At 71.0% G+C, this 26,218-nt stretch carries 24 protein-coding genes; 6 read left to right on the top strand and 18 right to left on the bottom strand.

Annotation, left to right across the window (positions count from 1 at the left end; translation table 11 throughout):
- From HCA58_RS14595 to ftsY, 3 genes are all read right to left on the bottom strand, one after another.
- Positions 1–1,377 (bottom strand): ammonium transporter, encoded by a 1,377-nt coding sequence (locus HCA58_RS14595; protein ID WP_169598366.1) that lies wholly within the window; start codon positions 1,375–1,377, stop codon positions 1–3.
- Between the two features lie 168 nt (positions 1,378–1,545).
- Positions 1,546–2,409, bottom strand: a complete 864-nt coding sequence (locus HCA58_RS14590; RefSeq protein WP_346775990.1) for an aminoglycoside phosphotransferase family protein — start codon at positions 2,407–2,409, stop codon at positions 1,546–1,548.
- Positions 2,410–2,415: 6 nt separating this feature from the next.
- Positions 2,416–3,603 carry a signal recognition particle-docking protein FtsY gene (ftsY, locus tag HCA58_RS14585; RefSeq protein WP_169598364.1) on the bottom strand — a complete coding sequence of 396 codons (1,188 nt, stop codon included), beginning with the start codon at positions 3,601–3,603 and terminating at the stop codon, positions 2,416–2,418.
- A 189-nt stretch (positions 3,604–3,792) separates the two neighbouring features.
- Between ftsY and HCA58_RS14580 the strand changes: the two genes are divergently transcribed.
- A complete protein-coding gene (locus HCA58_RS14580) occupies positions 3,793–5,502 on the top strand; it encodes an alkaline phosphatase D family protein (protein WP_169598363.1) in 1,710 nt (569 codons plus the stop codon).
- 159 nt (positions 5,503–5,661) lie between these two features.
- On the opposite strand, the gene HCA58_RS14575 is transcribed toward HCA58_RS14580, so the two are convergent.
- The 3 genes from HCA58_RS14575 to HCA58_RS14565 form a co-directional block, all read right to left on the bottom strand.
- Positions 5,662–6,282, bottom strand: a complete 621-nt coding sequence (locus HCA58_RS14575; protein ID WP_169598362.1) for an HAD-IA family hydrolase — start codon at positions 6,280–6,282, stop codon at positions 5,662–5,664.
- Complete coding sequence (smc, locus tag HCA58_RS14570; protein WP_169598361.1) at positions 6,282–9,896, bottom strand: chromosome segregation protein SMC; 3,615 nt, start codon at positions 9,894–9,896, stop codon at positions 6,282–6,284. Before smc ends, HCA58_RS14575 begins: the two co-directional genes overlap by 1 nt.
- 269 nt (positions 9,897–10,165) lie before the next feature.
- The gene (locus HCA58_RS14565) at positions 10,166–10,360 is read right to left on the bottom strand and encodes a hypothetical protein (protein ID WP_169598360.1); all 195 of its coding nucleotides are present in this window, start codon (positions 10,358–10,360) and stop codon (positions 10,166–10,168) included.
- A gap of 372 nt (positions 10,361–10,732) precedes the next feature.
- Between HCA58_RS14565 and HCA58_RS14560 the strand changes: the two genes are divergently transcribed.
- Positions 10,733–12,085 (top strand): CAP domain-containing protein, encoded by a 1,353-nt coding sequence (locus HCA58_RS14560; protein ID WP_169598359.1) that lies wholly within the window; start codon positions 10,733–10,735, stop codon positions 12,083–12,085.
- Positions 12,086–12,132: 47 nt separating this feature from the next.
- Here the strand turns inward: HCA58_RS14560 and mutM are convergent, their stop codons facing one another.
- The 8 genes from mutM to rsmD all read right to left on the bottom strand — a co-directional run bounded on the left by mutM (position 12,133) and on the right by rsmD (position 17,528).
- On the bottom strand, positions 12,133–13,002 hold the full coding sequence (mutM, locus tag HCA58_RS14555) for a bifunctional DNA-formamidopyrimidine glycosylase/DNA-(apurinic or apyrimidinic site) lyase (RefSeq protein ID WP_169598358.1): 870 nt from the start codon (positions 13,000–13,002) through the stop codon (positions 12,133–12,135).
- A complete protein-coding gene (gene rnc / locus HCA58_RS14550) occupies positions 12,995–13,813 on the bottom strand; it encodes a ribonuclease III (protein WP_169598357.1) in 819 nt (272 codons plus the stop codon). Before rnc ends, mutM begins: the two co-directional genes overlap by 8 nt.
- Complete coding sequence (locus HCA58_RS14545) at positions 13,810–14,880, bottom strand: phosphate acyltransferase PlsX (RefSeq protein WP_169598356.1); 1,071 nt, start codon at positions 14,878–14,880, stop codon at positions 13,810–13,812. The genes rnc and HCA58_RS14545 overlap by 4 nt, the downstream gene beginning before the upstream one ends.
- 12 nt (positions 14,881–14,892) lie before the next feature.
- Entirely contained in the window at positions 14,893–15,066 is a 174-nt protein-coding gene (gene rpmF / locus HCA58_RS14540) for a 50S ribosomal protein L32 (RefSeq protein ID WP_169598355.1), read from the bottom strand.
- A gap of 5 nt (positions 15,067–15,071) precedes the next feature.
- The gene (locus HCA58_RS14535; RefSeq protein ID WP_169598354.1) at positions 15,072–15,635 is read right to left on the bottom strand and encodes a YceD family protein; all 564 of its coding nucleotides are present in this window, start codon (positions 15,633–15,635) and stop codon (positions 15,072–15,074) included.
- Positions 15,636–15,797: 162 nt separating this feature from the next.
- Entirely contained in the window at positions 15,798–16,295 is a 498-nt protein-coding gene (locus tag HCA58_RS14530) for a hypothetical protein (protein ID WP_169598353.1), read from the bottom strand.
- A 190-nt stretch (positions 16,296–16,485) separates the two neighbouring features.
- Positions 16,486–16,971 (bottom strand): pantetheine-phosphate adenylyltransferase, encoded by a 486-nt coding sequence (gene coaD, locus HCA58_RS14525; RefSeq protein ID WP_169598352.1) that lies wholly within the window; start codon positions 16,969–16,971, stop codon positions 16,486–16,488.
- Positions 16,968–17,528 carry a 16S rRNA (guanine(966)-N(2))-methyltransferase RsmD gene (gene rsmD / locus HCA58_RS14520; RefSeq protein ID WP_169598351.1) on the bottom strand — a complete coding sequence of 187 codons (561 nt, stop codon included), beginning with the start codon at positions 17,526–17,528 and terminating at the stop codon, positions 16,968–16,970. Before rsmD ends, coaD begins: the two co-directional genes overlap by 4 nt.
- 286 nt (positions 17,529–17,814) lie before the next feature.
- Here rsmD and HCA58_RS14515 point away from each other — a divergent pair, with 286 nt between their 5' ends.
- Positions 17,815–19,314 (top strand): cell wall anchor protein, encoded by a 1,500-nt coding sequence (locus HCA58_RS14515; protein ID WP_169598350.1) that lies wholly within the window; start codon positions 17,815–17,817, stop codon positions 19,312–19,314.
- Between the two features lie 124 nt (positions 19,315–19,438).
- Here the strand turns inward: HCA58_RS14515 and recG are convergent, their stop codons facing one another.
- Both recG and HCA58_RS14505 read right to left on the bottom strand, forming a co-directional pair.
- Complete coding sequence (recG, locus tag HCA58_RS14510) at positions 19,439–21,643, bottom strand: ATP-dependent DNA helicase RecG (protein WP_169598349.1); 2,205 nt, start codon at positions 21,641–21,643, stop codon at positions 19,439–19,441.
- Positions 21,640–23,244 (bottom strand): DAK2 domain-containing protein, encoded by a 1,605-nt coding sequence (locus HCA58_RS14505; protein ID WP_169598348.1) that lies wholly within the window; start codon positions 23,242–23,244, stop codon positions 21,640–21,642. Before HCA58_RS14505 ends, recG begins: the two co-directional genes overlap by 4 nt.
- 207 nt (positions 23,245–23,451) lie before the next feature.
- Between HCA58_RS14505 and rpmB the strand changes: the two genes are divergently transcribed.
- Entirely contained in the window at positions 23,452–23,643 is a 192-nt protein-coding gene (gene rpmB, locus HCA58_RS14500) for a 50S ribosomal protein L28 (protein ID WP_093401721.1), read from the top strand.
- Between the two features lie 142 nt (positions 23,644–23,785).
- On the opposite strand, the gene HCA58_RS14495 is transcribed toward rpmB, so the two are convergent.
- Positions 23,786–24,247, bottom strand: coding sequence for a GNAT family N-acetyltransferase (locus HCA58_RS14495; RefSeq protein ID WP_169598347.1), 462 nt, complete (start codon positions 24,245–24,247; stop codon positions 23,786–23,788).
- 49 nt (positions 24,248–24,296) lie between these two features.
- Positions 24,297–25,235 (bottom strand): thiamine-phosphate kinase, encoded by a 939-nt coding sequence (locus HCA58_RS14490; RefSeq protein WP_169598346.1) that lies wholly within the window; start codon positions 25,233–25,235, stop codon positions 24,297–24,299.
- Between the two features lie 123 nt (positions 25,236–25,358).
- Between HCA58_RS14490 and HCA58_RS14485 the strand changes: the two genes are divergently transcribed.
- Positions 25,359–25,592, top strand: a complete 234-nt coding sequence (locus tag HCA58_RS14485) for an Lrp/AsnC ligand binding domain-containing protein (RefSeq protein WP_013284547.1) — start codon at positions 25,359–25,361, stop codon at positions 25,590–25,592.
- Positions 25,593–26,213 (top strand): DUF3515 family protein, encoded by a 621-nt coding sequence (locus HCA58_RS14480; RefSeq protein WP_169598345.1) that lies wholly within the window; start codon positions 25,593–25,595, stop codon positions 26,211–26,213.
- The last annotated feature ends 5 nt before the right edge of the window (positions 26,214–26,218 follow it).

The following is a 26,218-nucleotide window of genomic DNA, read 5'->3' as shown; positions in this document are numbered from 1 at the left end:
TTAGCCGGCGACCTTCTCGCTTACCGGTTCGGTGGTCCCGGTCTTCGGCGCCGTCGGCGTGCCGATGCCCGCGGCGGCGAACGCACCGCCGCCACCACCCGTGGAGCTGAACTCGTACGCGCTCTCCGCGTGCTCGGCGTTGTCGATGCCCTCGACCTCGGCGTCAGCGTTGGTGCGGAAGCCGATGGTCTTGTCGATCACGAAGCCGATCAGGTACGCGACCACGAACGAGTAGGCCAGTACGGCGACCGAGCCGAGAGCCTGCTTGCCCAGCAGCGTGACACCGCCGCCATAGAGCAGACCGTCGTTGCCCTCACCGGCCAGGACCTCCATCGCGAGGAAGCCGATGAGCAGCGAGCCGATGATGCCGCCGATCATGTGCACGGCGACCACGTCGAGCGAGTCGTCGTACTTGAGGCGGTACTTGAGGCCGACGGCGAGCGCGCAGACGACACCGGCGACGACACCCAGCGCAATCGCACCGAGCGGCTCCAGGAAGGCACACGCCGGGGTGATGGCGACCAGGCCCGCGATGGCGCCGGACGCCGCGCCGAGGGTGGTCGGCTTGCCGTCACGGATCTTCTCCACCAGCAGCCAGCCGAGCACCGCGGCGGCGGTGGCGACCTGGGTGTTGATGAAGGCGATCGCGGCGGTGCCGTTGGCGGCCAGGGCCGATCCGGCATTGAAACCGAACCAGCCGAACCACAGCAGGCCGGCACCGAGCAGCACCATCGGCAGGTTGTGCGGCTTGAAACTGTCCTTCGGCCAGCCGACCCGGCGGCCGAGCACCAGGGCCAGGGCCAGGGCCGCGGCACCGGCGTTGATGTGCACCGCGGTGCCGCCGGCGAAGTCGAGCACACCCAGCTCGAAGATCCAGCCACCGCCCCACACCCAGTGCGCCACCGGGAAGTAGACCAGGGTGGCCCACAGGCCGGCGAACAGCAGCCACGGGCCGAACCGGGCCCGGTCGGCGATCGCGCCGCTGATCAGCGCGACAGTGATCACCGCGAACATCAACTGGAAACCGGCGAACAGCAGGTCGGGGATGCCACCCTCGGTCCCGCTCTCCAGCATGCCGCGGAGGCCGGCGGCGGACAGATCACCGGTGATCCCGCCGACGTCCTCACCGAACGCGATGCTGTAGCCGTAGAACACCCACAGCAGGCTGACCAGGCCGATCGCGCCGAAGCTCATCATCATCATGTTGAGCACTGACTTGGACCGGGTCATGCCCCCGTAGAACAGCGCCAGGCCGGGTGTCATGAGCAACACCAGCGCGGCTGAAGTCAAAATCCAGGCGGTGGCACCAGAATCTAGCTCCGGCACGCTGCCTCCTCTCGGGTTGTTTTCTCCCTCCCTCCCGGCACCGCGCAACATCGCCCGTACGCCGGTTGCGCGGAAGCCTGCTGGTCCGCTGTTTCACCTAGGGACCCCGGCCGGTTTCCGAACCGTGACGGCTTGTTTCGTACGTGTGAAGAATGTCGCACACCTGGCTGAATTGGCGGGGGCGGATCGTCCGTTCGGTGCTACCGATCCGCCGACGGCTCAGCGCAAGGCGTACTCGAGGGCCTGTCGCTCGTAGTCGAGCAGCCGCAGATCCCGCATCGGTCGGCGCAGGTGGCCCTTGTGCACGATCCGGACGAAAGCCGGTTCACCGGCCGCAGCCATCCGGCGGATGCCCTCGACATGATCGACGACCCGTTTGCGGATGGTCCGGACCAACCGATGCCGGTCGCGCGGAATGAGCCCGTACGCGTCGGCGAAGAGCCGCAGCCGGCGTGGCCGGTCGGGGCGCTTCCAGCCGAGGGTGATGGAGTCCCGGTCGGAGAAGATCGGCACCCAGGTCCACGCGGCGTAGGCCACGTCGTAGATCCGCGCGCCCGGCGAGGCGAGATCGAAGTCGATCAGCCCGAGAGTGCCGTCGGGCCGCCAGATCACATTGTGCGGTGCCGCGTCGTGGTGGCAGATGACCTCGGTGTCCGGCGGGGGCGGACCGAACGAGCGCCACACCGCGTGCGGTGGCGGCGCGAAACCGTACTGGGCGTCGTGGAACATTCGCAGCATCGTGGCGACGGTCACCAGTGCCTCGTCGGTCACCCAGTGCGGGGCCAGCGGGTATTCCCCGCACTCCCCCTCCAGGTACGACAGCACTTCCCGGTTGCGCTCGTCCATCCCGAGGGCACGGGGCGCGCCGGTGAAACCGACGTACTCCAGGTGGCGCAGCAGGGCGTGCACCGACGGGGTCCACGGCCCGGCGTTACGTCGCACCGTGTCGCCCACCCGCACCACTGTGCTCACGTTCCCGCCGTGCAGCGGGATCTCCTGCGAGGTCACGTACGGTCTCCCGAGGCGCTGCGACGGGTGGCTCGGGTCGCGCCAGCCCGCGTACGCGCGATCGTCTCTGGTCACCCGAGGTTACGCGGTCTGACCGGAAGTCTCGGTGCCCAGCAACGCGTCGACGAACTGCGCCGGATCGAACGGCGCCAGGTCGTCCGGCCCCTCGCCGAGACCGACCAACTTCACCGGGATGCCGAGCTTGCGCTGCACGGCGATGACGATGCCGCCCTTGGCGGTGCCGTCGAGCTTGGTGAGCACGACGCCGGTGACGTCTACCACCTCGGTAAAGACACGCGCCTGCTCCAGACCGTTCTGGCCGGTGGTGGCATCGAGCACCAGCAGTGTCTCGTCGATCGGGCCGTGCTTCTCCACGACCCGCTTGACCTTGCCCAGCTCGTCCATCAGACCGATCTTGTTCTGGAGACGCCCGGCGGTGTCGACGAGGACCGTGTCCACGCTGGTCTCGATGCCCCGCTTGACCGCGTCGAAGGCGACGCTGGCCGGATCCGCCCCCTCCGGGCCACGGACGGTCTCCGCACCGACCCGCCCGGCCCAGGTCTGCAGCTGGTCGGCGGCGGCGGCCCGGAAGGTGTCGGCGGCACCGAGCAGCACGCTACGGCCGTCGGCGATGAGCACTCTGGCGATCTTGCCGCAGGTGGTGGTCTTGCCCGCGCCGTTGACACCGACCACGAGCAGCACCGACGGCACACCCTCCTTCGGTGCGGTGTGCAACGAACGGTCCAACGCGGGGTCGAGGGCGTTCACCAGCTCCGCAGCGAGCAGGGCACGCAGCTCGGCGACCGACCGGGTGCCGAGCACCCGGGTGCGCTCCCGCAGCCGGTCGACGATGTCCCGGGTGGCGTCGACGCCCACGTCGGCGGTGATCAGGCTGTCCTCGATCTCCTCCCAGACGTCCTCGTCGAGCCGGTCCCGGCTGAGCAGCCCGAGCAGCCCCTTGCCGAAGACGTTCTGCGACCGCGACAGCCGGGACCGAAGCCGCACCAACCGCCCGGCCGTCGGCTCGGGCACCTCGACGGTAGGTGTCGGCGCCTCGACGACCGGCGGCTCGACCAGGACCCCGGTGGACAGATCAGCCTCCGGCGCCTGCACCGGCGGGCCGGCGAGATCCTCCTCCGCCCGGGTGTCGACCTCCGTACGCGGCAGCGGCGGCTGCGGCCGTCGACGCAGCCGCGGCACGACCAGCCCGATGCCGCCGAGGATCAGCAGACCGAGCAGGGCGAGGGCGATGAGGAGGTATTCCGTCATGCCGGAATCCTGTCAGATGCCGGCGACCACGTCTCAGCCACCGCTCCCGCCGGGCTCGGCAGTCACCCGGCGCCCGACCGCTCGCGGCGGAGGCACAGAAAAACGGGCGGTAGTCTCGGCCACAGTTGGCAGTGGTGCACCACCGGCCGGGTAGTAGAGGATGAAGTTTTCTCGTCTGGAGGTCCTGTTATGCCCGCCGAGCTGCTCATCGGCCCCCTGCTGCGCCGGGTCGTCGGCACTCGGGCCACCGTCTGGGTGGAGACCACGGCGCCGGCAGTCGTGACCGTCCGCACGCCCGGCGGTGCCACCGGCACCGCGCCCACCTTCACCGCATACGACCACCACTATGCGTTGGTGGTGGTGGACGGGCTCACCCCGGACAGCGCCACCCGGTACGAGGTGCTCGTCGACGACGAACTGGCCTGGCCGGCACCGGACAGTCACTTCCCGCCGAGTGTCATCCGCACCCGGGCCGCCGACGACCGGGAGCAACCGGTCCGCCTGCTCTTCGGTTCCTGCCGGGAGACCACCCAGCACGCGACGACCCGTAAGTTGCCGCCGGACGCGCTCGACGCGTACGCCCGGCGGGTGCTGGCCGACCCGGACCCGGCGGCCCTGCCCGACCTGCTGCTGCTGCTCGGCGACCAGGTCTACGCCGACGAGACCTCACCCACCGTCAAGCGGCTGCTGCGTCGCCGTCGGCGGCGTCCGGAGGGCGCACCGAGGGACCAGGTCGTCAGCTTCGACGAGTACACCAAGCTCTACCTTGAGTCGTGGCGCGACCCGGAGATCCGCTGGCTCCTGTCCACCGTGCCGAGCGTGATGATCTTCGACGACCACGAGATCATCGACGACTGGAACACCTCCGCCTCCTGGCGGGCCGAGATGCGCGACCAACCGTGGTGGGCCGAACGGATCGCCAGTGGGCTGGCCTCCTACTGGGTCTACCAGCACCTGGGCAACCTCTCCCCGGACGAGATCGCGGCGGACCCGGTCTTCGCCAAGGTCAGCACCGCTGGGGACGCCACGGTGGTGCTGCGGGAGTTCGGCGCACGGGTCGACACCGAGGCTGATCTGGCCCACGACACCGAACGCTGGCGGGCAGTGCAGTACCAGTGGAGCTACGCGCTCGACCTGGGGCGTACCCGGTTGGTGATGCTGGACAACAGGTGCAGCCGGGTGCTGCTACCGGAGCGGCGGGCGATGCTGCCACCCGGCGAGTGGTCATGGTTCGTCGACCGCGCCCACGGCGGTTACGACCACCTGGTGGTCGGCTCCTCGCTTCCCTGGCTGCTGCCGCCCGGCATCCACCACGTCGAGACGTGGAACGAGAAGCTGGCCGACTCGCCCCGGCGGTGGGTCGCCGGGCTGGGCGAACGGCTCCGTCGGGCACTGGACCTGGAGCACTGGGCAGCGTTCCGCCGTTCGTTCGACGCGTTGGCCGAGTTGTTCGCCCGCATCGGCGCGGGCACGCCCGGTGCACCGGACGACCGCAAGGGCGCCGGTCCGGCGTACCCACCGCCAGCGTCGATAAGTGTGCTCTCCGGCGACGTGCACCACTCGTACGTGGCGAGAGTCCGGTTCGCCGACCCTGGGGTGCGCACGCCGGTGCACCAACTCACCTGCTCGCCGATCCACAACCAGGTGCCGGCCGGGATGCGTCCACTGATGCGGCTCGGTTGGGCCCGTGGCCCGGCCGGCGCGGCCCGTGCCCTGGCCCGCACCGCGGGGGTCCGTCGTCCCCTGGTCAGGTGGCGCAAGCTGGCCGGGCCCTACTTCGGCAACGCGGTCGCGACACTCACCCACGCCGGGCGCGGGGCCGAGGTGGTCATCGAGGGCACCACCGGTGACGGCCACCTGCACGAGGTGGCGCGCCACCGACTCACCGACGGCCACTGACACACCAGGAGTATGTGATCGTTCACCGGGCACCGGACCATGGTCCGACCGGCAGTGCGTGACTTCGACCCGGTTGCGGCATGTGGCGGTCATCCACGGACGGGACAGCCGACATGCCGCAACCCGGGCCGAGACCGGCACGCCGGGGTCGAGGTCAACTCAGCCGGCCAGCGCGGCGCGCAGGTAGCGCAGGTCCGCCGGCCCGTTCCAGCGATACGCCGACAGCCCGGCGGCGCGGGCCCCGCTGATCGCCCGATCCTCGTCGTCGACGAAGAGCACCCGCGACGGCGGGGTCCGCAGCGCCGCACAGGCGGCCTCGAAGTACTCGGGTGCCGGCTTGTGCACCCCGACGGTCGCGGAGTTGACCACCACATCCAGCTCGTCGGTCAGGCCGAGTGCAGCCAGGTCGGCGTCGAGCAGATCGGTGGCGTTGGTGCCGAGCCCGACCCGGATGCCGGCGGCCCGCGCCTCACGGACGAACATCAGCACCTCCGGATCGACCTCACCGCGGTAGCGCTGCCACTGCGCGACCGCCGCCCGCGCCCGCCCGGCGTCGCCGATCGACGGAGTGAGCGCGTCGGCCACGCTTGTCATCCAGTCGGCATGACTGACCTGGCCGGTGAGCACCGGTTGCAGCCGCCCCCACTGCATGGCGATCTCGCCGAGCACACCGGCGGACAGACCGTGCTCCCGCTCGACATCGGCGGCGACCGCCGGATCCCAGCGCCGCAGCACCCCGTCGAAGCCAACCAGGAGCGCCGTCGCGCGTTCCCGAACCACTACCCGTTCTCCTCGCCGCGGCTGCGCCGCTCGTCGTCGCCGTCGGCCCGGTTGAGCCGTTGACTGATTACCTGGGTGACCCCGCCACGCATGGTCACCCCGTAGAGTGCGTCGGCGATCTCCATCGTCCGTTTCTGGTGCGTGATGACGATCAGCTGGCTCTTCTCCCTAAGCTGGGCCAGCAGGGTGATCAACCGACCCAGGTTCACGTCGTCGAGGGCCGCCTCCACCTCGTCCATGATGTAGAACGGGCTGGGCCGGGCACGGAAGATCGCCACCAGCATCGCCACCGCGGTCAGCGACCGCTCACCACCGGAAAGCAACGACAGTCGTTTGATCTTCTTGCCCGGTGGGCGGGCCTCGACCTCGACGCCGGTGGTCAGCAGGTCCTCCGGGTCGGTGAGGATCAGCCGGCCCTCGCCACCGGGGAACAGCACCGTGAAGACCTGCTCGAACTCACGGGCGGTGTCGGCGAAGGCGCTGGCGAAGACCTCCAGGATGCGGTCGTCGACGTCCTTGACCACGGTGAGCAGGTCCCGCCGGGTCGCCTTGAGGTCCTCCAACTGCTCGGAGAGGAACTTGTACCGCTCCTCCAGCGCCGCGAACTCCTCAAGGGCCAGTGGGTTGACCTTGCCCAACAGGGTCAGTTCCCGTTCCGCCTTGGCGGCCCGCTTCTCCTGCACCGGACGTTCGTAGCGGATCGGCTCGGGCACCGGCAGCCCGTCCCGCTCGGCAGCGGCCACCTCAGCCTCGGTGGGCGGCACCAGCTGACCGGGGCCGTACTCGGCGACAAGGGTCTCGACCGTCAGGCCGAAGTCCTCGGCGGCCTTGGCTTCCAACTGCTCGATGCGTAGTCGCTGCTCGGCGCGGGCGACCTCGTCCCGGTGCACCTGGCTGGTCAACCGTTCCAGTTCCGCACCGAACCGTTTCGCGGCGGCCCGCACCTCCTGAAGCTCCGCCTCGCGGGTGGCCCGTTCCCGCGCCACCGCGTCGCGGTGTTCCTCGGCTCGGGCGATGCTGCTGGCCAGTTGGGCCAACGCCGTCCGCGCGCCCTGCGCCACCGCGCGGGCGATCGCGGCCCCCCGGGCCCGCGCCGCACGCCGGGCCGCCGCCCGTTCCCGGGCCGCCCGCTCGGCGCCAGCCTGCCGGCGCAGCGAGTCGGCCCGCCCGGCGATCGAGGCGACCCGCTCCTCGGCGGTACGCACCGCGAGCCGGACCTCCATCTCGTTCTGTCGCGCCTGCGGCACCATCGCGGCGTACTCGTCACGTTCCTCGGTCGAGGGTTCCGCGTCGATCGGAGTGGCCTCCGCCAGGCGCAGACGCTCCGCCAACTCGGCCAGAGCCGTCAGGTCCCTCTCCCGGGCCGCCTCGGCGCGCGACCGGGACTCGCCGAGCCGGTCGGTCTCCGCCTTCGCCGACCGCGCGGCGGCGCCAAGCTCGGCCAGCCGCCGGGCCGCGGCGTTGCGGTGGCTCTCCGCCTCCCGTTTGGCCGCTGCGGCGTGCTGCACCGCCTCCTTGGCGGCGGCCACCTCGGCACGCGCATCGACCAGCTGTTCCCGCAGTTCGGCGCTGGCCCGTTCGGCCGCCAGCCGACTGGACCGGGCCTCCTCGACGGCCGCCTGCACCTCGATGTAGCTGGGTGCCTTGGCCGATCCGCCGGCTGCCGCGTACGCGCCGACCACATCACCCTCGCGGGTCACCGCTCGCAACTCGGGACTGCCGGTGACCAGCTCGGCGGCGGCGGACAGGTCCGCCACCAGCACCACGTCACGGAGCGCCCGGTGAACTGCGGACCGGATCTGGTCGTCGCAGTCGACCAGATCCGGTGCCCAGAGGACGCCGTCAGGCAGTTTCGGGCGCAACGCGTCGGCCGAACCGGACATGCCGGGCCCGGCAGGGCTGCCGACGAGCAGTCCGGCCCGGCCCGCGTCCGAGATCTTCAGCAGGCGCATCGCCTCGACGGCCTCGTCCACGCCGGTCACCGCGACCGCATCGGCCAGCCCGCCCAACGCCGCAGCGAGCGCCGCCTCGTGCCCCGGGGCCACCGAGAGCAGGCCGGCCAGGCCGCCCAACAGGCCAGGTACCTCGCCGGCGCGGGCCAACAGCGCCCCGGCCCCGTCCTTGCGGCGCAGGCCGAGGGCGAGCGCCTCCTCCCGCGCCCTCCAGGTCGCGGCGTCCTTCTCCGCCGTTCGTTCCGCATCCGACAGGGTGCGGACCCTGGCCTGCACCCGCTCCTGGGCGGCGACGGCCTCGGCGTGCCGGGCGTCCAGGTCGGCGTTGTCCCGGTCCGCTTCGGTGGACTGCTCGGCGACCGCGTCCAGCTCGGCCTGGGCCCGCTCGGCGCGGGCCATCGCGTCGGCGTGCGCGGCGGCCAGCCGCTCGATCTCCTCACCGCCGCTCGTGGTTCGCGCCTGGGCGGAGTTCACCTGCCCGGTCAGCCGAGCCAAACCCTCCCGCCGGTCGGCGATCGCCTTCGCGGCGACGACCAGTTCCCGCTCGGCGGCGGCGAGCTGCCGTTCCAGTTCCTGACGGTGCTCGACCGCCTCGGCGAGTCGGACCTGATCGTCGGTGAGCGCCGCGCGAAGCTCCTCCTCCTGTTCGCGTACCCGTTCGGCCTCGGCCTCCAACTGCTCCGGGTCCCGACCAGGGCGCTCGTCGTCAGGCGTAGCGGTCAGGTGCCGCAGCCGCTCACCCGCCAGCTGCTCGGTAGAGCGGAACCGCTCCTGCAACGCGGAAAGCTTGTACCAGGTGTCCTGGGCGGCCGCCAGCAGCGGAGCATCGGAGGCCAACCCCTCCTCCAACTCGCCGAGGCGGGCCTGCACCTCGGCGTGTTCGGCCTCGACCTGCTCGCGTCGCTGGCGAAGCGCGGTCTCGTCCGCGATCTCCTTGTTCAGCGTGGTCCGCAGGGTGGCGAGGTCGTCGGCGAGCAACCGCAACCGGGCGTCGCGCAGATTGGCCTGGATCACGGCGGCACGGCGGGCCACCTCAGCCTGCCGGCCCAACGGTTTGAGCTGCCGGCGCAGCTCGGCGGTGAGGTCGGTGAGCCGGTTGAGGTTCGTCTGCATCGCGTCGAGCTTGCGCAGCGCCTTTTCCTTGCGCTTACGGTGCTTGAGGACGCCGGCCGCCTCCTCGATGAACGCCCGCCGGTCCTCCGGCTTGGCGTGCAGCATACCGTCGAGGCGGCCCTGCCCGACGATGATGTGCATCTCCCGGCCGATGCCGGAGTCCGACAGCAGTTCCTGGATGTCGAGCAGTCGGCACGAGTCGCCGTTGATCTCGTACTCGCTCTCGCCGGAGCGGAACATCCGGCGGGTGATGGAGACCTCGGTGTACTCGATCGGCAGCGCACCGTCGGTGTTGTCGATGGTGAGGGTCACCTCGGCCCGACCCAGTGGGGCCCGCCCGGCGGTGCCGGCGAAGATGACGTCCTCCATCTTGCCGCCGCGCAACGCCTTGGCGCCCTGCTCGCCGAGCACCCAGGCGATGGCGTCGACGACGTTCGACTTGCCCGAGCCGTTCGGACCGACCACACAGGTGATCCCCGGCTCCAGCTTGAGCGTCGTCGCGGAGGCGAAGGACTTGAAGCCCCTCACCGTCAGACTCTTGAGATGCACCTTCTCGATCCTCGTCCGGTGGCCACCGTACCGTCGCCCGCTGCGTTGCCCCTGGTGAAACGGCAGACTAACCCGGAACCAGGTAGCGCACGCCACGCGACCCACCTGCTGAAGCGGTGTCCGGACCGAGTTCCCTGCGGCGGACGGTGCGGTCGGGTCCGCACAGAGCTGCGCGCCGGCACACAACGTGTCGGCGCGCTCAGTGCATTGGTGCTATTCAGTTGTGGCGACCGGGTTGGGTTCGGTCGCACAGGTGGCGACCAGGTGGGTCAGGTCAGCGCGGGCTCGGCCAGACGGAGCAGATCGTCCGCCTCCGCCGCAGCCGCCGCGAGCCGATCGTTGTCGGCACGCAGCCGCGTGACCTCGAACTCCAGTGACTGAACCCTGGCACGCAGTCGGGTGACCTCGTCGAGCAGGCGCCGGTCGGGCGCCGCACCTACGTGGCCGTAGAGGGCCTTCGCCATTTTTACTCCTTGATGTGCGCTGCCGGAGAGGCCGGCCAACGCGCGCCCTTGTGAACGCGACTACCACTCCCACAACTTCTGGGCATGGCCGGGCGCGACTGGCGACATCACCATATTGAGCCGACAGCCCCTGGTTCGTCAAGTTCTCGCAGGCCGTAGATCATCTCGGCGTCGGCCACACCGGTCACAGGTGGCTGCCACGAGGCGCGGACACGCTCTGTCCGGACACTCCGACTCTACGCGCCGGGATCGCCGACCACCTCAACCGGAGGTACCAGCTCCCCCTTAACTCTTCCTTAGCAAGATTGCTGCTGCTCAGAAACAACACGTAGCGTCACGTCGGCCCGTAACTGACCCGTGGAGGCGACAGGCGTGCACGGCTGGCATGATCCGATCGATCCGGCACACACCCCACGGGGAGCGGAACCACCGACCGACGATCCGGCCTGGTTGACCGACCGCCCCGCACCTCGGTCGTCCTACCTCTTCGGCGACGCTGCGGAGGACCGGCCGGACGCCCGGTACCACGACCAGCCGACCGGGCAGTGGCGGTCCGACGCCCCCGACCAAGCTCCGTACCCGCACCAGGTGGCGGAGGCATCCGCGCCGGGCGAGCCGGCGTACCCGACGGCGCAGCCTGACTGGTACGACACCTCCGGTTCGTTCCACCAGGAGGACGGATGGCACCAGGAGAACGGATGGCACCAGGAGAACGGATGGCACCAGCACGACGACCACACCGTCGTACCCGGCGGTGGCTGGACCGCACACCACCCGTCGCCGCCGGAACCCCCGTACGCCTACGATGACCGGTCCGCCGGGTACGCCGACCGGACCGACGCGTACACCGAGCCGGTCATCCACCCGCCCTACGCGACGCAGCAGACCGGGCACCGGGAGGTGCCCGGAGTCGACGAACCGGCGTTCGAACCCGCCAACGGGAACCGCCGGGCCCGCCGGTTCCCGCGTCCGCTGGTGATGGGCGGCGCCGCCGCAGCAGCCACCCTCGTGGTCAGCATCGGCGTCGCGGCGCTGCTGCTGCCCGGTGACGACACACCGGCCAACGCCACGGCCGGCGGGGCACCGGTCACCGGCGGGGCGGTCGCGCCCCCGGAGGATCAGACGCTCACACTCGACCCGACCGAGAGCCCGAGCCCGAGCGCCACACCCAGTCCGAGCCCGAGCGCCTCCACCCGCACCGCCGCGGCCTCGCCGTCACCGAGCCAGGCCGACCCGCCGAAGCCCGCACCCTCGCGCAGCACGGCCCCCTCCCGGCTCGACACCGATCGTCAGGGCAGCCCGAGCCCGCCCGCCTCGGCCAGCCCGTCACCCTCCGGCGACGTCGCCCCGGAGGCGGCCGAGGTGGTCGCGCTCGTCAACGCCGAACGGGCGAAGGCCGGATGCGGCGCACTCGACATCGACGAGAAGCTGATGACCGCAGCCCAACGACACAGTCAGGACCAGGCCGACCACCAGAACATGTCGCACACCGGCAGCGACGGTAGCGACGCCGGTGAACGCATCGACCGGGTCGACTACGCCTGGCGCACCTACGGTGAGAACGTGGCCTGGAACCAGCGGACGCCCGCAGCGGTCATGGATGCCTGGATGAACAGCGACGGCCACCGTAGGAACATCCTCAACTGCGCCTTCACCGAGATCGGCGTCGGCGTGGCGAGCAGCAACGGGCCGTACTGGACGCAGGTCTTCGCCGCACCGCGTTAGCCGGTCGCGAATGCTCGTCGGGTCCGCCCGCCCCGGAGGCCGAACGCCTACCCCGCCCGCCGCCCTGTTCCTGACGTACGGGGGCGGGGTTGGCAGCGTGGACAGCTGAACGACGAGCGGTTCATGAAGGCCTCCCGTCGGATCGGTGCGCCACAGCGACGGCAGGGCTGCCCCTCACGTCCGTACGCGTTCAACGACCTGTCGAAGTAGCCGCTCTCACCGTTGACGTCCACGTAGAGGGCGTCGAAGCTGGTGCCGCCCGCGGTGATCGCCTCGCCGAGGACGTCCCGCACCTGCGCGAGCAGCCGGTGGGCGGCCGGGCCGGTCAGGGCGTCAGTGATCCGGGTGCCGTGCAGCCCGGCCCGCCACAACGCCTCGTCGGCGTAGATGTTGCCTACGCCGGAGATCAGACTCTGGTCGAGCAGCGCCCGCTTGACCTCGGTACGACGTCGGCGCAGCGCAGCCACGAACTCCGCGTCGGAGAACTCCGGATCCAGCGGATCACGGGCGATGTGGGCGATCTCCGACGGCAGCATGCCGCCGCCTTCACTTACCGACAGGCAGCCGAACGTACGTTGGTCGACGAAACGCAGCTCCGCCCCGTCGTCGTCGAAGCGGAACCTGACCCGCAGGTGCGTTTCGTCGGGCGCGTCCGCCGGTTGCAGCAGGAGCTGCCCGGACATCCCGAGATGCCCGACGACAGCGTCACCGCTGTCCAGTGGCAGCCAGAGGTACTTTCCGCGCCGACACACGTCGAGCACCTTCCGACCGGCCAGCACGTCGGCGAAGTGCGCCCCACCGGGCACGTGTCGACGGACCGCCCGAGGGTGGCGTACCTGCACGGAGCGGATCCGGCGGCCGGTGATCCAGCGGGACAGTCCCTGCCTGACGGTCTCCACCTCAGGCAGCTCAGGCATGGTGTGCCGGGGCTTCGACCTCGCCGACCAGTGGGGCGTCGTCGACCGCTGTGGTCGCCGGCGCGTCCACCGGTTGCGCTGAACCGTCCGCGGACGTCTCGGACTGTTCGGTGAGGGTGCGCCAAGCTGATTCCGCCGCCCGCTGCTCGGCCTCCTTCTTGCTCCGTCCGTCGGCGCCGCCGTACCGGTTACCGGCGACCACTACCCAGGCGGTGAAGGTTTTCAGGTGGTCCGGTCCGGTGCCCTCGATCCGGTACTCGGGCACGCCGAGGCCGAGCGCGGCGGTCAACTCCTGAAGGCTCGTCTTCCAGTCCAGCGCGGCCCCCCGGCCGGCGGACTCGGCCATCAGCGGGTCGAACAGCCGGTGGATGACGATGGCGACGGTGTCCAGCCCGTACTGCAGGTAGATCGCGCCGAGCAGCGCCTCCAGGGTGTCGGCGAGGATGCTGGCCTTGTCCCGTCCGCCGGTGGTCTCCTCGCCCTTGCCGAGCAGTAGGTAAGGGCCGAGCCCGCCCGGGCCCAGGCCGCGCGCCACGTCGGCGAGTGCGCGCATGTTGACCACGCTGGCCCGCAGCTTCGCCAGTTGGCCTTCCGGTAGGTCGGGATGATCCTCGAAGAGGGCGGTCGTGATCACCACACCCAGTACCGAGTCGCCGAGGAACTCAAGCCGCTCGTTGGTGGGCAGGCCGCCGTTCTCGTACGCGTACGAACGGTGGGTGAGCGCGCGTTCCAGCAGTTCCGGGTCCAGCGAGATGCCGAAGGCGGCCTCCAGGTGGCCGACTGCGGGCCGCCGACGCTTGTCGTTGCTCATGATGTGCGTACCTCGGTGTCGGTCGTGCGTTCGGTGCGGTCGCCGCCGACCAGGGCGGCGACTCGCTCGGTGGCATCGCGCCGCCAGAGGTGGGCGGCCAGGGCGATACCGGAGGCTATGTCATCGGGGCGGGCGGCGCCGTGGCAGACGACGACGGTGCCGGCCACTCCGAGCAGCGCGGCCGCGCGGGGTGCGCCACCACCGGGCGGGTCACCGCCGGCCATGGCGTACGCGCCTTCGACGGCCTTGAGCAGCACGTTACCGGTGAAACCGTCGGTGACCACGACATCGGCGCGGGTGCCGAGGCAGACGTCGTAGCCTTCGACGAGCCCGACGTAACGGGCATCCCCGGGCAGTGCCGCCGCGCTGAGCACAGGGTCGGTGAGCCGGCGGGCCCGATCCCCCTTGCCGGCCTCGGTGCCCACGGAGAGCAACCCCACCCGGGGTACGGCGACACCGTGGGCGACCGAGGCGTACGCGGCGCCCAGGGCGGCGTTCCGGGCGAGGGTCGTGGGGCTCGGCTCCAGCGAACCGCCCACGTCGAGCAGGACGACGGTGCCGGAGACAGCGGGCAGTGCGGCGGCGAGGGCGGGTCGCCGCACATCGGGCCAGCGACCAAGGACGAGGGCGGCGGCGGTGACCGTGGCACCGGTGGAGCCGGCGGAGACGAGCGCGTCAGCGTAACCGGCCCGGACGGCAGCCACGGCGGCCCGGACCGTGGTTTCGGCACGCGACGCGCCGGGGTCGTCGGCGATGTCGACGAAGGAGTGGGTCGGTCGGACCGTGATCCGGTCCCGTTCTGCCGGGTCCAGGGCGTCGATCAACGCACCGGCGGCCCGGGTCGGTCCGACGAGAAGCAGGTGCAGGTCCGGGTCGTCGCACACCGCCCGCAGAGCGCCGTCCACCACGACGGCGGGAGCGTCGTCCCCGCCGAGGAGGTCAACGGCGATCCGTGCGATTCCCGACTCCGTCCCGACGCCGGCCGGCCTCAGGCGGCCGGCGTCGGCCGGAGTTTCGGATGATCGCCGGGGGGTGCGCGTCACCCGACCTGTGGTCGGGGACGTCATGCGCGGTCCGGGTCAGACCTCAAGGACCTGGCGGCCGTTGTAGGTGCCGCAGACCGAGCAGGCGGCGTGCGGCAGCTTCGCGGACTTGCACTGCGGGCACGCGATGGTCGCCACCACCGTGGCCTTCCAGTTCGCCCGGCGGGACCGGGTGTTGCTGCGCGACATCTTGCGCTTGGGGACGGCCACGGTTCTTACTCCTCTGTACGGGTCAGTTGCGACAGGCCCGCCCAACGCGGGTCGATCTGCTGGTGGCTGTGATCGGCCGGCAGATCGTCCAGGTGCACCCCGCATTCGGGGCACAGCCCTGGGCAGTCCTGGCGGCAGAGCGGATTGTTCGGCAGTGCGAGCACCACCGCGTCCCGCAACGCCGGTTCCAGGTCGATCAGGTCGCCCTGCATTCGACCGACCTCGTCCTCCTCGGTGGTGGCGTCGGTGGTGCTGTTCTCGTACGCGTACAGCTCCTGGATCGTCACCGCCACCGAGTCGTCGATCTCGTGCAGGCAGCGGCCGCACTCGCCCTGGATCGGACCGCTGACGGTCCCCGAGACGAGCACACCCTCGGACACCGACTCCATCCGCAGATCGAGGTCGAGGCCCGCCCCCTCCGGCACGCCGATCAACTCCACGCCGAGGTCCGACGGTGCCGGGACCACCCGTTCGACGGTACGCAGAGCACCAGGTCGGCGTGGTAGCTCCCTCGTGTCGAGGACCAGCGGCGACCTGGGGTCGAGTGAAGTGGGTGAGTTCTTGGGCATAGTCAGACTCCGGCCGGTGAGAGGCCGACACACGAGGTTACCTGCACGGACACCCCAGCGTCGAACCGGGGTGACCAGCCGTCCCGGGCCGGCCGTGGACGAGCCCGACGTGGCGGAGAGTCCGGTCGGCGGCGGACGATCCGTTCGGCGGCGTAGGCAGGGTCAGAAGGGCAGCGGACGCTCCGCTTCGTCTCCACCGAAGGTGCCGATCTCCCGGAGGGCGTGCATCTTGTCCCGGCCGCGCTCTATCGAGGCCAGCGCCCGGGTGAGGAACTGTTCGAAATTGGCGAGCGCGGTGTCGACGTAGTCGTCGACCTCTTCCCGCAGCCGCTGCGCCTCCGCCCGCGCCTCGGCGACGATCCGCGCGCCCTCGTGTTCGGCGGAGACGGTGACCTCGTTCACCGAGACCAGGCGGGCGTGTTCCGCCTCACCCTCGCTGATGATGCGGTCGGCCTCCCGCTTGCCGGCCTCCATGATCTTGTCCCGTTCCTCCAGCAGGGCGGCGGCGCGGCGCAGGTCGGCCGGGAGCCCTTCCCGCAGTTCGTCGAGGGCCCCGATCATCTCACTCCGGTCGACCATGCAGTTGGTGCGCGACATCGGTACGGAACGCGCCTGCTCCACTATTGTGATCAGTTCGTCGATGCGGTCGAGCGGGTCCACCGGTACCTCACTCCTGTCATTCGTCGGGCCGACCTACATCATGCGGGCTGCGGGCGGTTTCCCGCTTCACCCAATGATGTCGTCCGCCGCCGACCCCGCACCGACGCTTTGCCCGGGCGTGTCGCCGGGGCCGTTGCCCGATCCCGCACTCGCCTACCCGTGGACCCGGCACGAACGGAATCACGCCGGGTCAGGTCGACGGGGGGACCAGGCGGGCTTTCAGGGCCGCACGGACCACATCCGGTACGTGCGGCGTGACGTCGCCGCCCCACTTCGCCACGTCCTTGACCAGACTCGACGAGAGGAAAGAGTAGAGCGGGTTGGTCGGCATGAACAGTGTCTCCACCCCGGCGAGACCGATGTTCATCTGGGCCATCTGCAACTCGTAGTCGAAGTCGCTCACCGCCCGCAGACCTTTGATCAGCACGGTCGCCCGCTGCGCCCGGCAGAAGTCCACCAGCAGGCCCCGGAAGGACTCCACCCGCACGTTGCCGTAGGAAGCGGTCACCTCGCGGAGCATGTCGATCCGCTCCTCGACGCTGAACAGGCCACTCTTCGACTGGTTGATCAGCACTCCGACGATCACCTCGTCGAACAGCCGACTGGCCCGGCCGATGATGTCGAGGTGACCGTTGGTGACCGGGTCGAAGGATCCGGGACACACCGCACGTCTCATGATCGGCGACCGTACCAAAGGGTGGACTCGCCGTACCGGCGACTGCGCTGGCCAGTGATGCCCTGCACCCACTCGACCGGCCCGCCACGACTGGACCGCTCGACCACCACCAATGCTTCCGGCGCCAGCCACCCTCCGTCCACCAGAGCCGCGAGCATCGCGTGGAGGCTGTCGTTCGACATCGCGTACGGCGGGTCGGCGAAGACGACGTCGTACGGCTCGCCCGCCCCGGCGGCCAGGACGGTGGCGACCTTGCCAGCGACCAGTCGGGCCGAGGTACCGACCCGCAGCACGGCCAGGTTCTCGCGGATCACCCGGGCGGCACGCGGGTCGGACTCCACAAGCAGCGCATGCGCCGCGCCGCGCGACAGCGCCTCCAGACCGACGGCACCGGAGCCGGCGTAGAGGTCGGCGAAGCGGGCGCCATCGATGTCGATGTCGGCTTCGACCGCACTGAACAACGCCTCGCGTACCCGATCTGACGTGGGTCGAGTGCCGCCGCCGGGTGGGGCGGTGATCCGCCGGCCACCAAGGGTGCCGGCGACGATGCGGGTCATCGCTCGCTCCTGCTCACCTTTCCGACGCTACGCGAGCCGGGAATTGGAGCTGGCCGACCCCGCATGATCACTTTGAGTGGACAAATTATCTCACGTTCATAACGTTTCCCTTAAGCTTGCCTGAGGGCTGTTTCGCTTCTCACGATCTCGCTAGGGTCTGCCGGTGCCGGCGTCATGTCCGCCGGCCATCGGCACGGGAGGCACCCTTCAGGCGCGGCATACGAGCCGCCAGCGCCGTCCGTCCCGCCCGCGCCGACCCTGACGGTTCTTCACCCCGGGAGTACGCGTGATCCGACCCAAGCTGTCGCTGCGGCGGCCGCTGGCCGTCCTGGCAGCTGCCCTCATCGGCATGACCGGAGCGGCGGTGGCGGCCACCCCCGCCGCCGCCCACCACACCACCATCACCGCCACCGCCGTCTGCGACCAACTCACTGGTGAGCGAGTGATCACGTGGAAGGTGGAAAACAGCGAACGCGACAAGGCTGCCACCCTCAGGAAGGTGACCACGGAGCCCTCGACGCCCGTCCAGGTGCTCGTCCCCGGCGCCGACCCCGTCGACCTCAAGGGCGTCGTCATCGCCAAGAAGGGCTTCGTCGAGGCCGTTCAGCGGGTGCCTGGCGACACCGCACGCGCCAAGCTCACCGTCGAGGCGCGGTGGGACAACAAGCGTGAGCGGACCAACGACGGCACCATCAAGCTCGACCGCGACGCACCGTGCACCCCGGCACCGAAGTGCGTCGACGCCAGCCAGGCGAAGTACAGCCACACCTTCGACGGCCCGAACGGCAAGGCGACCGTCAAGCTGGAGGGCGACCTGCCGCTGTGCGGCGAGGCACAGCAGTACTTCACCCTGGTGTCGTACTTCGCTCCGCGTCCGAAGTTCGCCACCCCGCAGTACGTCTACGGCGAGCCGGACAGCGACTTCCTCGGCGGCGGCCAGACCGAGATCGAGCTGAACGTCGGTGTGCCGGACTGCCACACCCAGGTCGACCTGATCTGGGGCGGCGTCGACGAGGTCATCGACCCGCTGGTCGAGGGCGGCGCACGCTACGGCTCCAAGAAGCTGGGCGACAAGGGCGCCCCCGGCAACCGCTCGTCGGGCCCCCAGGGCTGGTACAACGGCGGCAGCAAGAACTGCACCACCCCGGCGTCCACCTTCGCCTCCTCCTGCGACGGCACCGTCACCGTGTCGCTGAGCAACGACGGTTCGATCTCGAAGTACCCGGTCGAGTTCGAGGTTCGGGGCGAGAACGGCTGGACCAAGAAGGTCACGGTCGAGCCGGGCAAGGCCGACAACGAGACCGTGGTGCCCGCCGAGAACGCCGGGAAGATCGAGGTGCTGGTCGACGGCGAGGTCATCGAGAACGGCACCTACTCCTGGGAGCGTCCCGAGGACTGCCCGCTGCCGACGGTGACCACCGACGCGGACTGCGACACCTTCGGCCTGACCGCCTCGAACCCGGAGGGCGGCATGCCGGTCGAGGTGGAGTTCACCTACGGCGACAAGACCGAGACCCGTACCGTCGCGCCGGGCGCGTCGGAGAAGGTCACCTTCCCGGCCGGTGACGACGAGGCCGCACTCGTCGTCCTTCCTGAGCTGGGCCTGGAGCTTGAGGTGATCTACGCGCCCGAGGGTTGCGGGGGCGGTGGCGGCGGCGAGGAGCCGGGCCTGCCGGTGACCGGTGCTGCTGCCGGCGGCATCGCCGCAGGCGCTATCGCCCTGCTGGCGCTGGGCGCGGTCCTGTTCGTGATGGCACGGCGGCGGCGGATCCACTTCACCGCCTGAGCCGAGCTGAACGTGTCCGCCCCGGTCACCCCGTTCAACGGGTGACCGGGGCGGTTCGCTTGTCCCGGGCCGCAACAGGCCGCAGGGCGGACCCGGGCACAGCTGTCGGATCCGCCGCAGCGGCTCAGCCCTTTTCGAGATACTCGGCGCGGTCGGCGTCGACAAGCGCGGCCACCGAGGCGGCGAGCGCCGGATGCCGGGCCAGCTCCGGATCCTCCTCGACCAACGCGATCGACTCCGCCCGCGCATCCCGGATTAGGTCCGCGTCGCGTAACAGCGACAGCAGGCGCAGGTGCGAACGACGGCCGGACTGGCTTGCACCCAGAACGTCCCCCTCCCGCCGCTGCTCCAAGTCCAGCTCGGCGAGCTTGAAACCGTCGGTGGTGGAGGCCACCGCGTCCAGCCGTTCCCGGGCCCCGCTGCCCTCCGCCGCCTCGGTCACCAGCAGGCAGAGCCCGGGCGCACTGCCCCGGCCCACCCGCCCGCGCAACTGGTGCAGCTGCGAGACGCCGAACCGGTCGGCGTCCAGCACCACCATCATCGTCGCGTTGGGTACGTCAACTCCCACCTCGACCACGGTGGTGGCCACCAGCACGTCGACCTTGCCGGCGGCGAAGGACCGCATCACCGCGTCCTTCTCGTCGGCCGGCAGCCGGCCGTGCAGGACACCGATCCGTAGGCCGTGCAGCGGCCCGTCTGCCAGCAGCGGAGCGACCTCGACCACCGCCAGCGGCGGCCGACGCTCCGAGTCGTCGACCGCCGGTGGCTCCTCCTCGGCCCCGGACGTCGAGTTCCCGATCCGGGGACAGACCACATACGCCTGGTGCCCGGCAGCCACCTCCTCGCGCAGCCGACGCCAGGCCCGATCGAGAAACGCCGGCTTCTCCGCGGCCGGTACGACATGCGAGGCGATCGGCGAACGACCGCGCGGCAGCTGAGACAGGGTGGAGATCTCCAGATCGCCGTAGACGGTCATGGCCACCGTGCGAGGGATCGGGGTGGCGGTCATCACCAGTACGTGTGGCGGCTGCTCAGCCTTGGCCCGCAACGCGTCACGCTGCTCGACGCCGAACCGGTGCTGTTCGTCGACCACCACCAGACCGAGATCGGCGAAGTCGACCCCCTCGTAGAGCAGGGCGTGGGTGCCGAGCACGATGCCGGCCGCCCCGCTGGCGACCTCGCCCAGCACCCGACGGCGAGCCGCCGCACCCAGTGATCCGGTGACCAGCTCCACCCGGGTGGCATGCTCGGCGGCACCCAACTCACCGGCCTGCGCGAGCGGACCGAGCAGGTCGAGCATGCCCCGGTGGTGCTGGGCGGCGAGCACCTCGGTCGGCGCCAGCAGCGCGGCCTGCCCGCCCGCGTCCACCACCTGGAGCATCGCCCGCAGCGCCACCACCGTCTTGCCGGAGCCGACCTCGCCCTGTAACAGCCGGTGCATCGGATGACCGGTGGCGAGGTCGGCGGCGATCTCGACGCCGACCTCGCGTTGCCCGGCGGTCAGCTCGTACGGCAACCGGGCGTCGAAAGCGTCGAGCAGGCCGCCCGGCCGCCCGGGTCGGGGGCGCGCGGGCGACGCGGCGGCGTCCCGCCTGCGGCGGGCCAGGGTCACCTGCACGGCGAATGCCTCGTCCCACTTCAGCCGCCGACGGGCCCGGTAAAGTTCCTCCCGGCTGGACGGCCGGTGGATCTCCCGTAGGGCAGTGCCCAGACCGACGAGGTTCCGACCGGCCCGGACCGTCACCGGCAACGGATCATCCGGCGGTGCCACCGTGTCCAGCACCACCCGGACGCAACGGGCGATCACCCAGGTCGGCACCGCTGCGGCGGCCGGGTAGACCGGAATGAGCGCCCCGGCGAACTCCTCGATCTGCTCGGTTGCCGCCACCTCGGTGTCGGTCTGCTCCCCCAGCAGGACGTACTCCGGGCCGTTGAGCTGCCGCCGGCCCCGGAACTCGGTCACCTTTCCCGCGAACAGGCCCCACCGGCCGGGCCGCAGTTCGCGCTCACGCCACGCCTGGTTGCCGAAGAAGGTGAGGCTGAGGCTGCCTCCGGATCCGTCACCGACGGTGACCTCCAACAGGTTGCCCCGCCGCTGGCGCATCGGGCGTACAGCGGTGCGCTGCACCTGGGCCAGCACGGTGACCTGTTCGCCGACGTCCAGCGCGCGGATGTCGGTGTGCTCGCCACGCTCGTCGTATCGGCGGGGGAAGTGGTAGATCAGGTCACCTGCCGTGTGCAGGTCGAGATGGCCGGCGAGCGCCTTGGCGGTCTTCTCGCCGACGAGCTTCTTCAGGGCGGTGTCCAAGGCTGACGATTCGGTGGTCATTCGACACCGACCAGCAGCGGATGGTGTGGTTGCCCGCCCGGGAACGCCTGCACCTCCACGAAGGGCCAACGCGCTGCGATGTGCGTACGCACCGCGTCGACCAGCCCGTCGGGTGCATCGACGCCGACGAGCAGGGTGACCAGCTCACCACCGCCACCGAGCATCCGGTCGACAAGCGCGACGCAGGTTTCCACCAGGTCGGCACCGATCAGGTTCACCTCCCCCTCGACCAGGGCCAGCACGTCACCGGCGCGGCACGGCCCGGCCACGGTGAGCGCCTCGCGGCCGGCTCGACACACCTCGGCGTAGCGGCAGGCACCGGCGGCCTCAGCCATCGCGATCACGTCGTCGGCGAAGCGGCGCTGCGGGTCACGCACGGCCAGCGCCGCCAACGCCTGCACCGGGGAACGGGTCGGCACCACCGCGACGTCCACCCCGGCCCGGTACGCCTCCGCGGCGACCTGGTTCGCTGCCACCTGCGCCTCCGGGTCGTTCGGCAGCACCACCACGTGGGCCGCGCCGGTGGCCTGCACCGCTTCCAGCAGCTCCCCGCTGGTTGGTTTGCCCGGCACCACCACCGCCCCCTCCGTGGCGAACAGCTCCGCGATACCGGCGCCGGCGGCCACCACCACGGCGGCCCGCCCGTCGGACGACCGGGGTGGTGCGGGCTCCGGCTGGTCGGCGAAACGGGTCACCGAGATCTGGTGCGGGCGGCCGGCCACCACGCCCGCCTCGATCGCGGCACCGACATCGTCGACGTGCACATGGACCTGCCAGGTCCCCTGGTCACCGACGACCACCAGGGAGTCGCCGATCCTGGTGAGTGTCTCGCGCATCCGGTCCACTGCGGCGGCCTCGGCGTCGAGCAGGAACTGCACCTCGTAGGCGTACTCGGTCGGTGCCACCACCGCACCGGCGACGGCGACCGGTCGACGCACCTGCGCGACACCGGGCGCCGGGCGCACCGGGCTCTCCCCCGCGACCACCTCGACCAGCGCGTCGAGTAGCAGACACAGCCCCTTCCCACCGGCGTCGACCACCCCCGCCCGGGCCAGCGCCGGCAACTGCTCGGGGGTGTTGGCCAGCGCGTCGGCGGCAGCGTCGGCCGCCGCCCGGGTCACCACGCGAAGCTCGTCGCTGCCGGTCTGCCCGGCCGCGTCGGCCGCCGCCGCAACCACGGAGAGCAGAGTGCCCTCCACCGGACGGGCCACCGCGGTGTACGCCGCGTCGGCCGCCCCACGCAGGGCCACGGCCAGGTCCCGGCCCCGCACCTGCGGGACGGGGGCCAGCGTGTCGGCGAGGCCGCGCAGGATCTGCGACAGGATCACCCCGGAGTTTCCCCGCGCGCCGAGCAGGGCACCCCGCGCCATCAGTCGCAGCGCATGCCCGTGCGCCGTCGAGGTGCCGTCGGCATGGGTGTCGAGGTCCATCGCGAGCGCCTGCTGCGCGGAGGTGAGGGTGAGCACCAGGTTGGTGCCGGTGTCACCGTCGGGCACCGGGTAGACGTTCAGCTCGTCGATCTCACCCTGGTGCCGCTTGAGCGTAGCCAGGCCGTCGGCGCACCAGCGGCGCACGGCGGCGGCGTCGAAGGTGTCCAGCACGGTGGCAGCCTACTGGCGTACGCTGAGACTTGCCCTGAGCGGGCGGGTTCCGCTTCCGCCGGGTCGCCGCTGCGAACTGGCCGGCCGACCGCCGTGACGCCACCCGCCCCGGATGGGCAGGTGCCCTGCCCATCGGGTAGCCTGACGAGGTTGCCCAGGCTGCGCCTGGTGCTGACCTCATGAACGTTTCAAACCCAGGAGTATCCCGTGGCTAGCGTGTGTGACGTCTGTGGCAAGGGGCCGGGCTTCGGCCACAACGTGTCCCACTCGCACCGGCGGACCAACCGCCGCTGGAACCCGAACATCCAGTCGGTGCGCACCCCGGCCGGTGGCGGCACGACCAAGAAGCTGAAGGTCTGCACGTCCTGCATCAAGGCCGGCAAGGTCGCCCGCGCCTGACGCGGCGACACTCGGGACAGCACGTCCGACAGTACCGGCGAGCCTCGGCGGGCTCGCCGGTACTGTCGTGTCCGCACCCGTAGGCGGTTGCGGGGGAGGCGGCCCCTACTCCACACCAGGCGCCAACAGGGTGCCCTATCTCTTACAGGGTGCGGCCGAAGGACAGGCAGCTGGGTAGCTCGGCGTAGTAGCCGAAGTTGGGGATCCGCTCGTAGCCGGCCGCCGTGTACAGCCCGACAGCCTCGGGCTGCCGGTCGCCGCACTCCAGGATGAGCCGTCGGCGGCCATGCTCCCGGGCCGATCGCTCGACAGCCGCCAGGACCGTACGCGCCACACCCCGCCCCCGCACCTGCGGTGCGGTGTACATCCGCTTCAACTCGGCGTTCTCCTCGCCGTGGCTGCGCCACCCGCCGCAACCCACCGGCTGGCCGTCGATCAGGGCGACCAGGAAGGCCCCGGCCGGCGGGACGAACTCGCTCGCGTCGACGGGGGTCTCGTCGCCGCTGCCTCCGTACCGGGCGCTCAGGTCCGCCATGGTAGCGGTGATCAGGTGCTGGGCTGCCGGCGAGTCGAAGGGAACCACGCGGATCTCGATGTCGGACACCCGTGCAGGGTACGACCACGCCTGGCTGGGCTTCCCGGCTGGCCGGCGGTCAGCGGAAATGGTCCCACCCGGGCGGGCCGTCGAACGGTCGGCCGTCCACGGTCACTCCGGAACCCCCAGCGACCCGGCCGATCACCCGCCAGCCCGGTGGCAGGGCCGTCGCCGGGGGAAACGTCGCCGCCAACGCATGGTCGTCGCCACCGGTCAGCAGCCAGGCGTACGGGTCGACACCGAGCGCCTGCGCGGCGTCACGCATCTGTGGGGGCACCTCGAAGGCGTCCCTGACGGTGTCGATCGCCACCCCGCTGGCCTTCGCCACGTGCCCGAGGTCAGCGAGCAGACCGTCCGAGACGTCGATCATTGAGGTGGCACCGAGCCGGGCGGCCTGCGGTCCGGCCGGGTAGGGCACCTCCGGCCGCCGGTACGCCTCTACCAGCAGCCGGGGTGTCCGGAAACCACGGGAGAGCACGGTGAACCCGGCGGCCGCGTATCCGGTGCGACCGGCCAGGGCGAGCAGGTCACCTGGGCGGGCGCCGGCCCGGGTGACCGGTGCCCGACCGGCCAGGTCGCCGAGCGCGGTCACCGCGACGGTGAGCGTGGGGCTTGCCGACATGTCCCCGCCCACCACGCTGGCACCGACAGCGGCCGCCTCGGCGCCGAGCCCGTCGGCGAGTTGCTCCATCCACTCGGTGTCGACGTCGGCGGGTACGCAGAGCGCGACCAGCAGGGCCGTCGGCTCGGCGCCCATCGCCACCACGTCGGCGAGGTTGGCCGCCGCCGCCCGTCGGCCGATGTCGTGTGCACCGGACCAGTCCCGACGGAAGTGTCGCCCCTCGACGAGTACGTCGGTGGTGGCGACCACCCGGGCGTCCGGCGCGGCCACCACAGCTGCGTCGTCCCCGGGACCCAGCAGCACCGTGGCACCGTACGACAGCCGGGCGGTCACCCGGTCGATCAGTCCGAACTCGCCGACACCCGCGACGCTCACGACGGCACTCCGTTGCGCTCGCTCACTGCTTCTCCTTGGCCACCGATCGGGATCATCCCTGGTCGGTAAGGTACTTTCTCCCTTCGGGCCGCCTGGCGGGCGGCGACGGAGGGAGGTCGAGTCGTGGTTCAGGCGTACATCCTCATCCAGACAGAGGTCGGTCGGGCACGTGACGTGGCCGGTCTCATCGCGGATCTCGCCGGCGTGGTCCGCGTCGACGCGGTCACCGGGCCGTACGACGTCGTCGTGCTCACCGAGGCGAACACCGTCGACGAACTGGGAAAACTGATCGTCAGCAAGGTGCAGATGGTGCCCGGTATCACTCGCACCCTCACGTGTTCGGTGGTGCGCCTGTAAGTGGACGAGCAGCCGAGAACCTCCGTCGCCCCGGCCGACCGCCCGGACGGGAAGGCCCCCGACCGTACCAACCGCAGTGCGGCGCTCATCGCCACGGCGGTGGCGGTGCCGGTGGCCCTGCTGGTGGGTGCGCTGGCGCTGAGCAACCTCTCGCCACCGGAGCCGGCCGCCGCACCGCAGCCGTCGGCGACCACGCCCGGCCCGGCCGCCACCGCACCGGTCCCGATGGCCGCACCTGACCTCGACGGACGTCCGGCCGTCGTATGCCGTGCCCTGCTGTCCCAGTTGCCTGTCTCGATCCGCGAGCTGCCGCAGCGACCGGTCAGCGCCGGGCCGGAGCAGAACGCCGCGTACGGCGATCCGGCACTGACGGTGGCCTGCGGTGGCGACGCGCCACAGGTGCGACCTGACGACCACCTCTACCTGGTCAACTCGGTCTGCTGGTATGCGGTGGAAGGACCCGACGCGACAGAGTTGACCACTGTCGACCGGGAGACGGCGGTGACCATGCGGGTGCCGCACCTCTACGGCGAGGCGTTGCAGTGGGCCGCTCCGGTGTCCGCCACCATCGTCGAGTCGATCCGGTCGTCCGGCACCGCGCCGTCCGGCTGCACCTCCTGACGCGC

The sequence above is a fragment of the Micromonospora sp. HNM0581 genome (assembly GCF_012726175.1).
Taxonomy (GTDB): Bacteria; Actinomycetota; Actinomycetes; order Mycobacteriales; family Micromonosporaceae; genus Micromonospora.
This window is presented reverse-complemented; position numbering and strand designations above follow the sequence as displayed.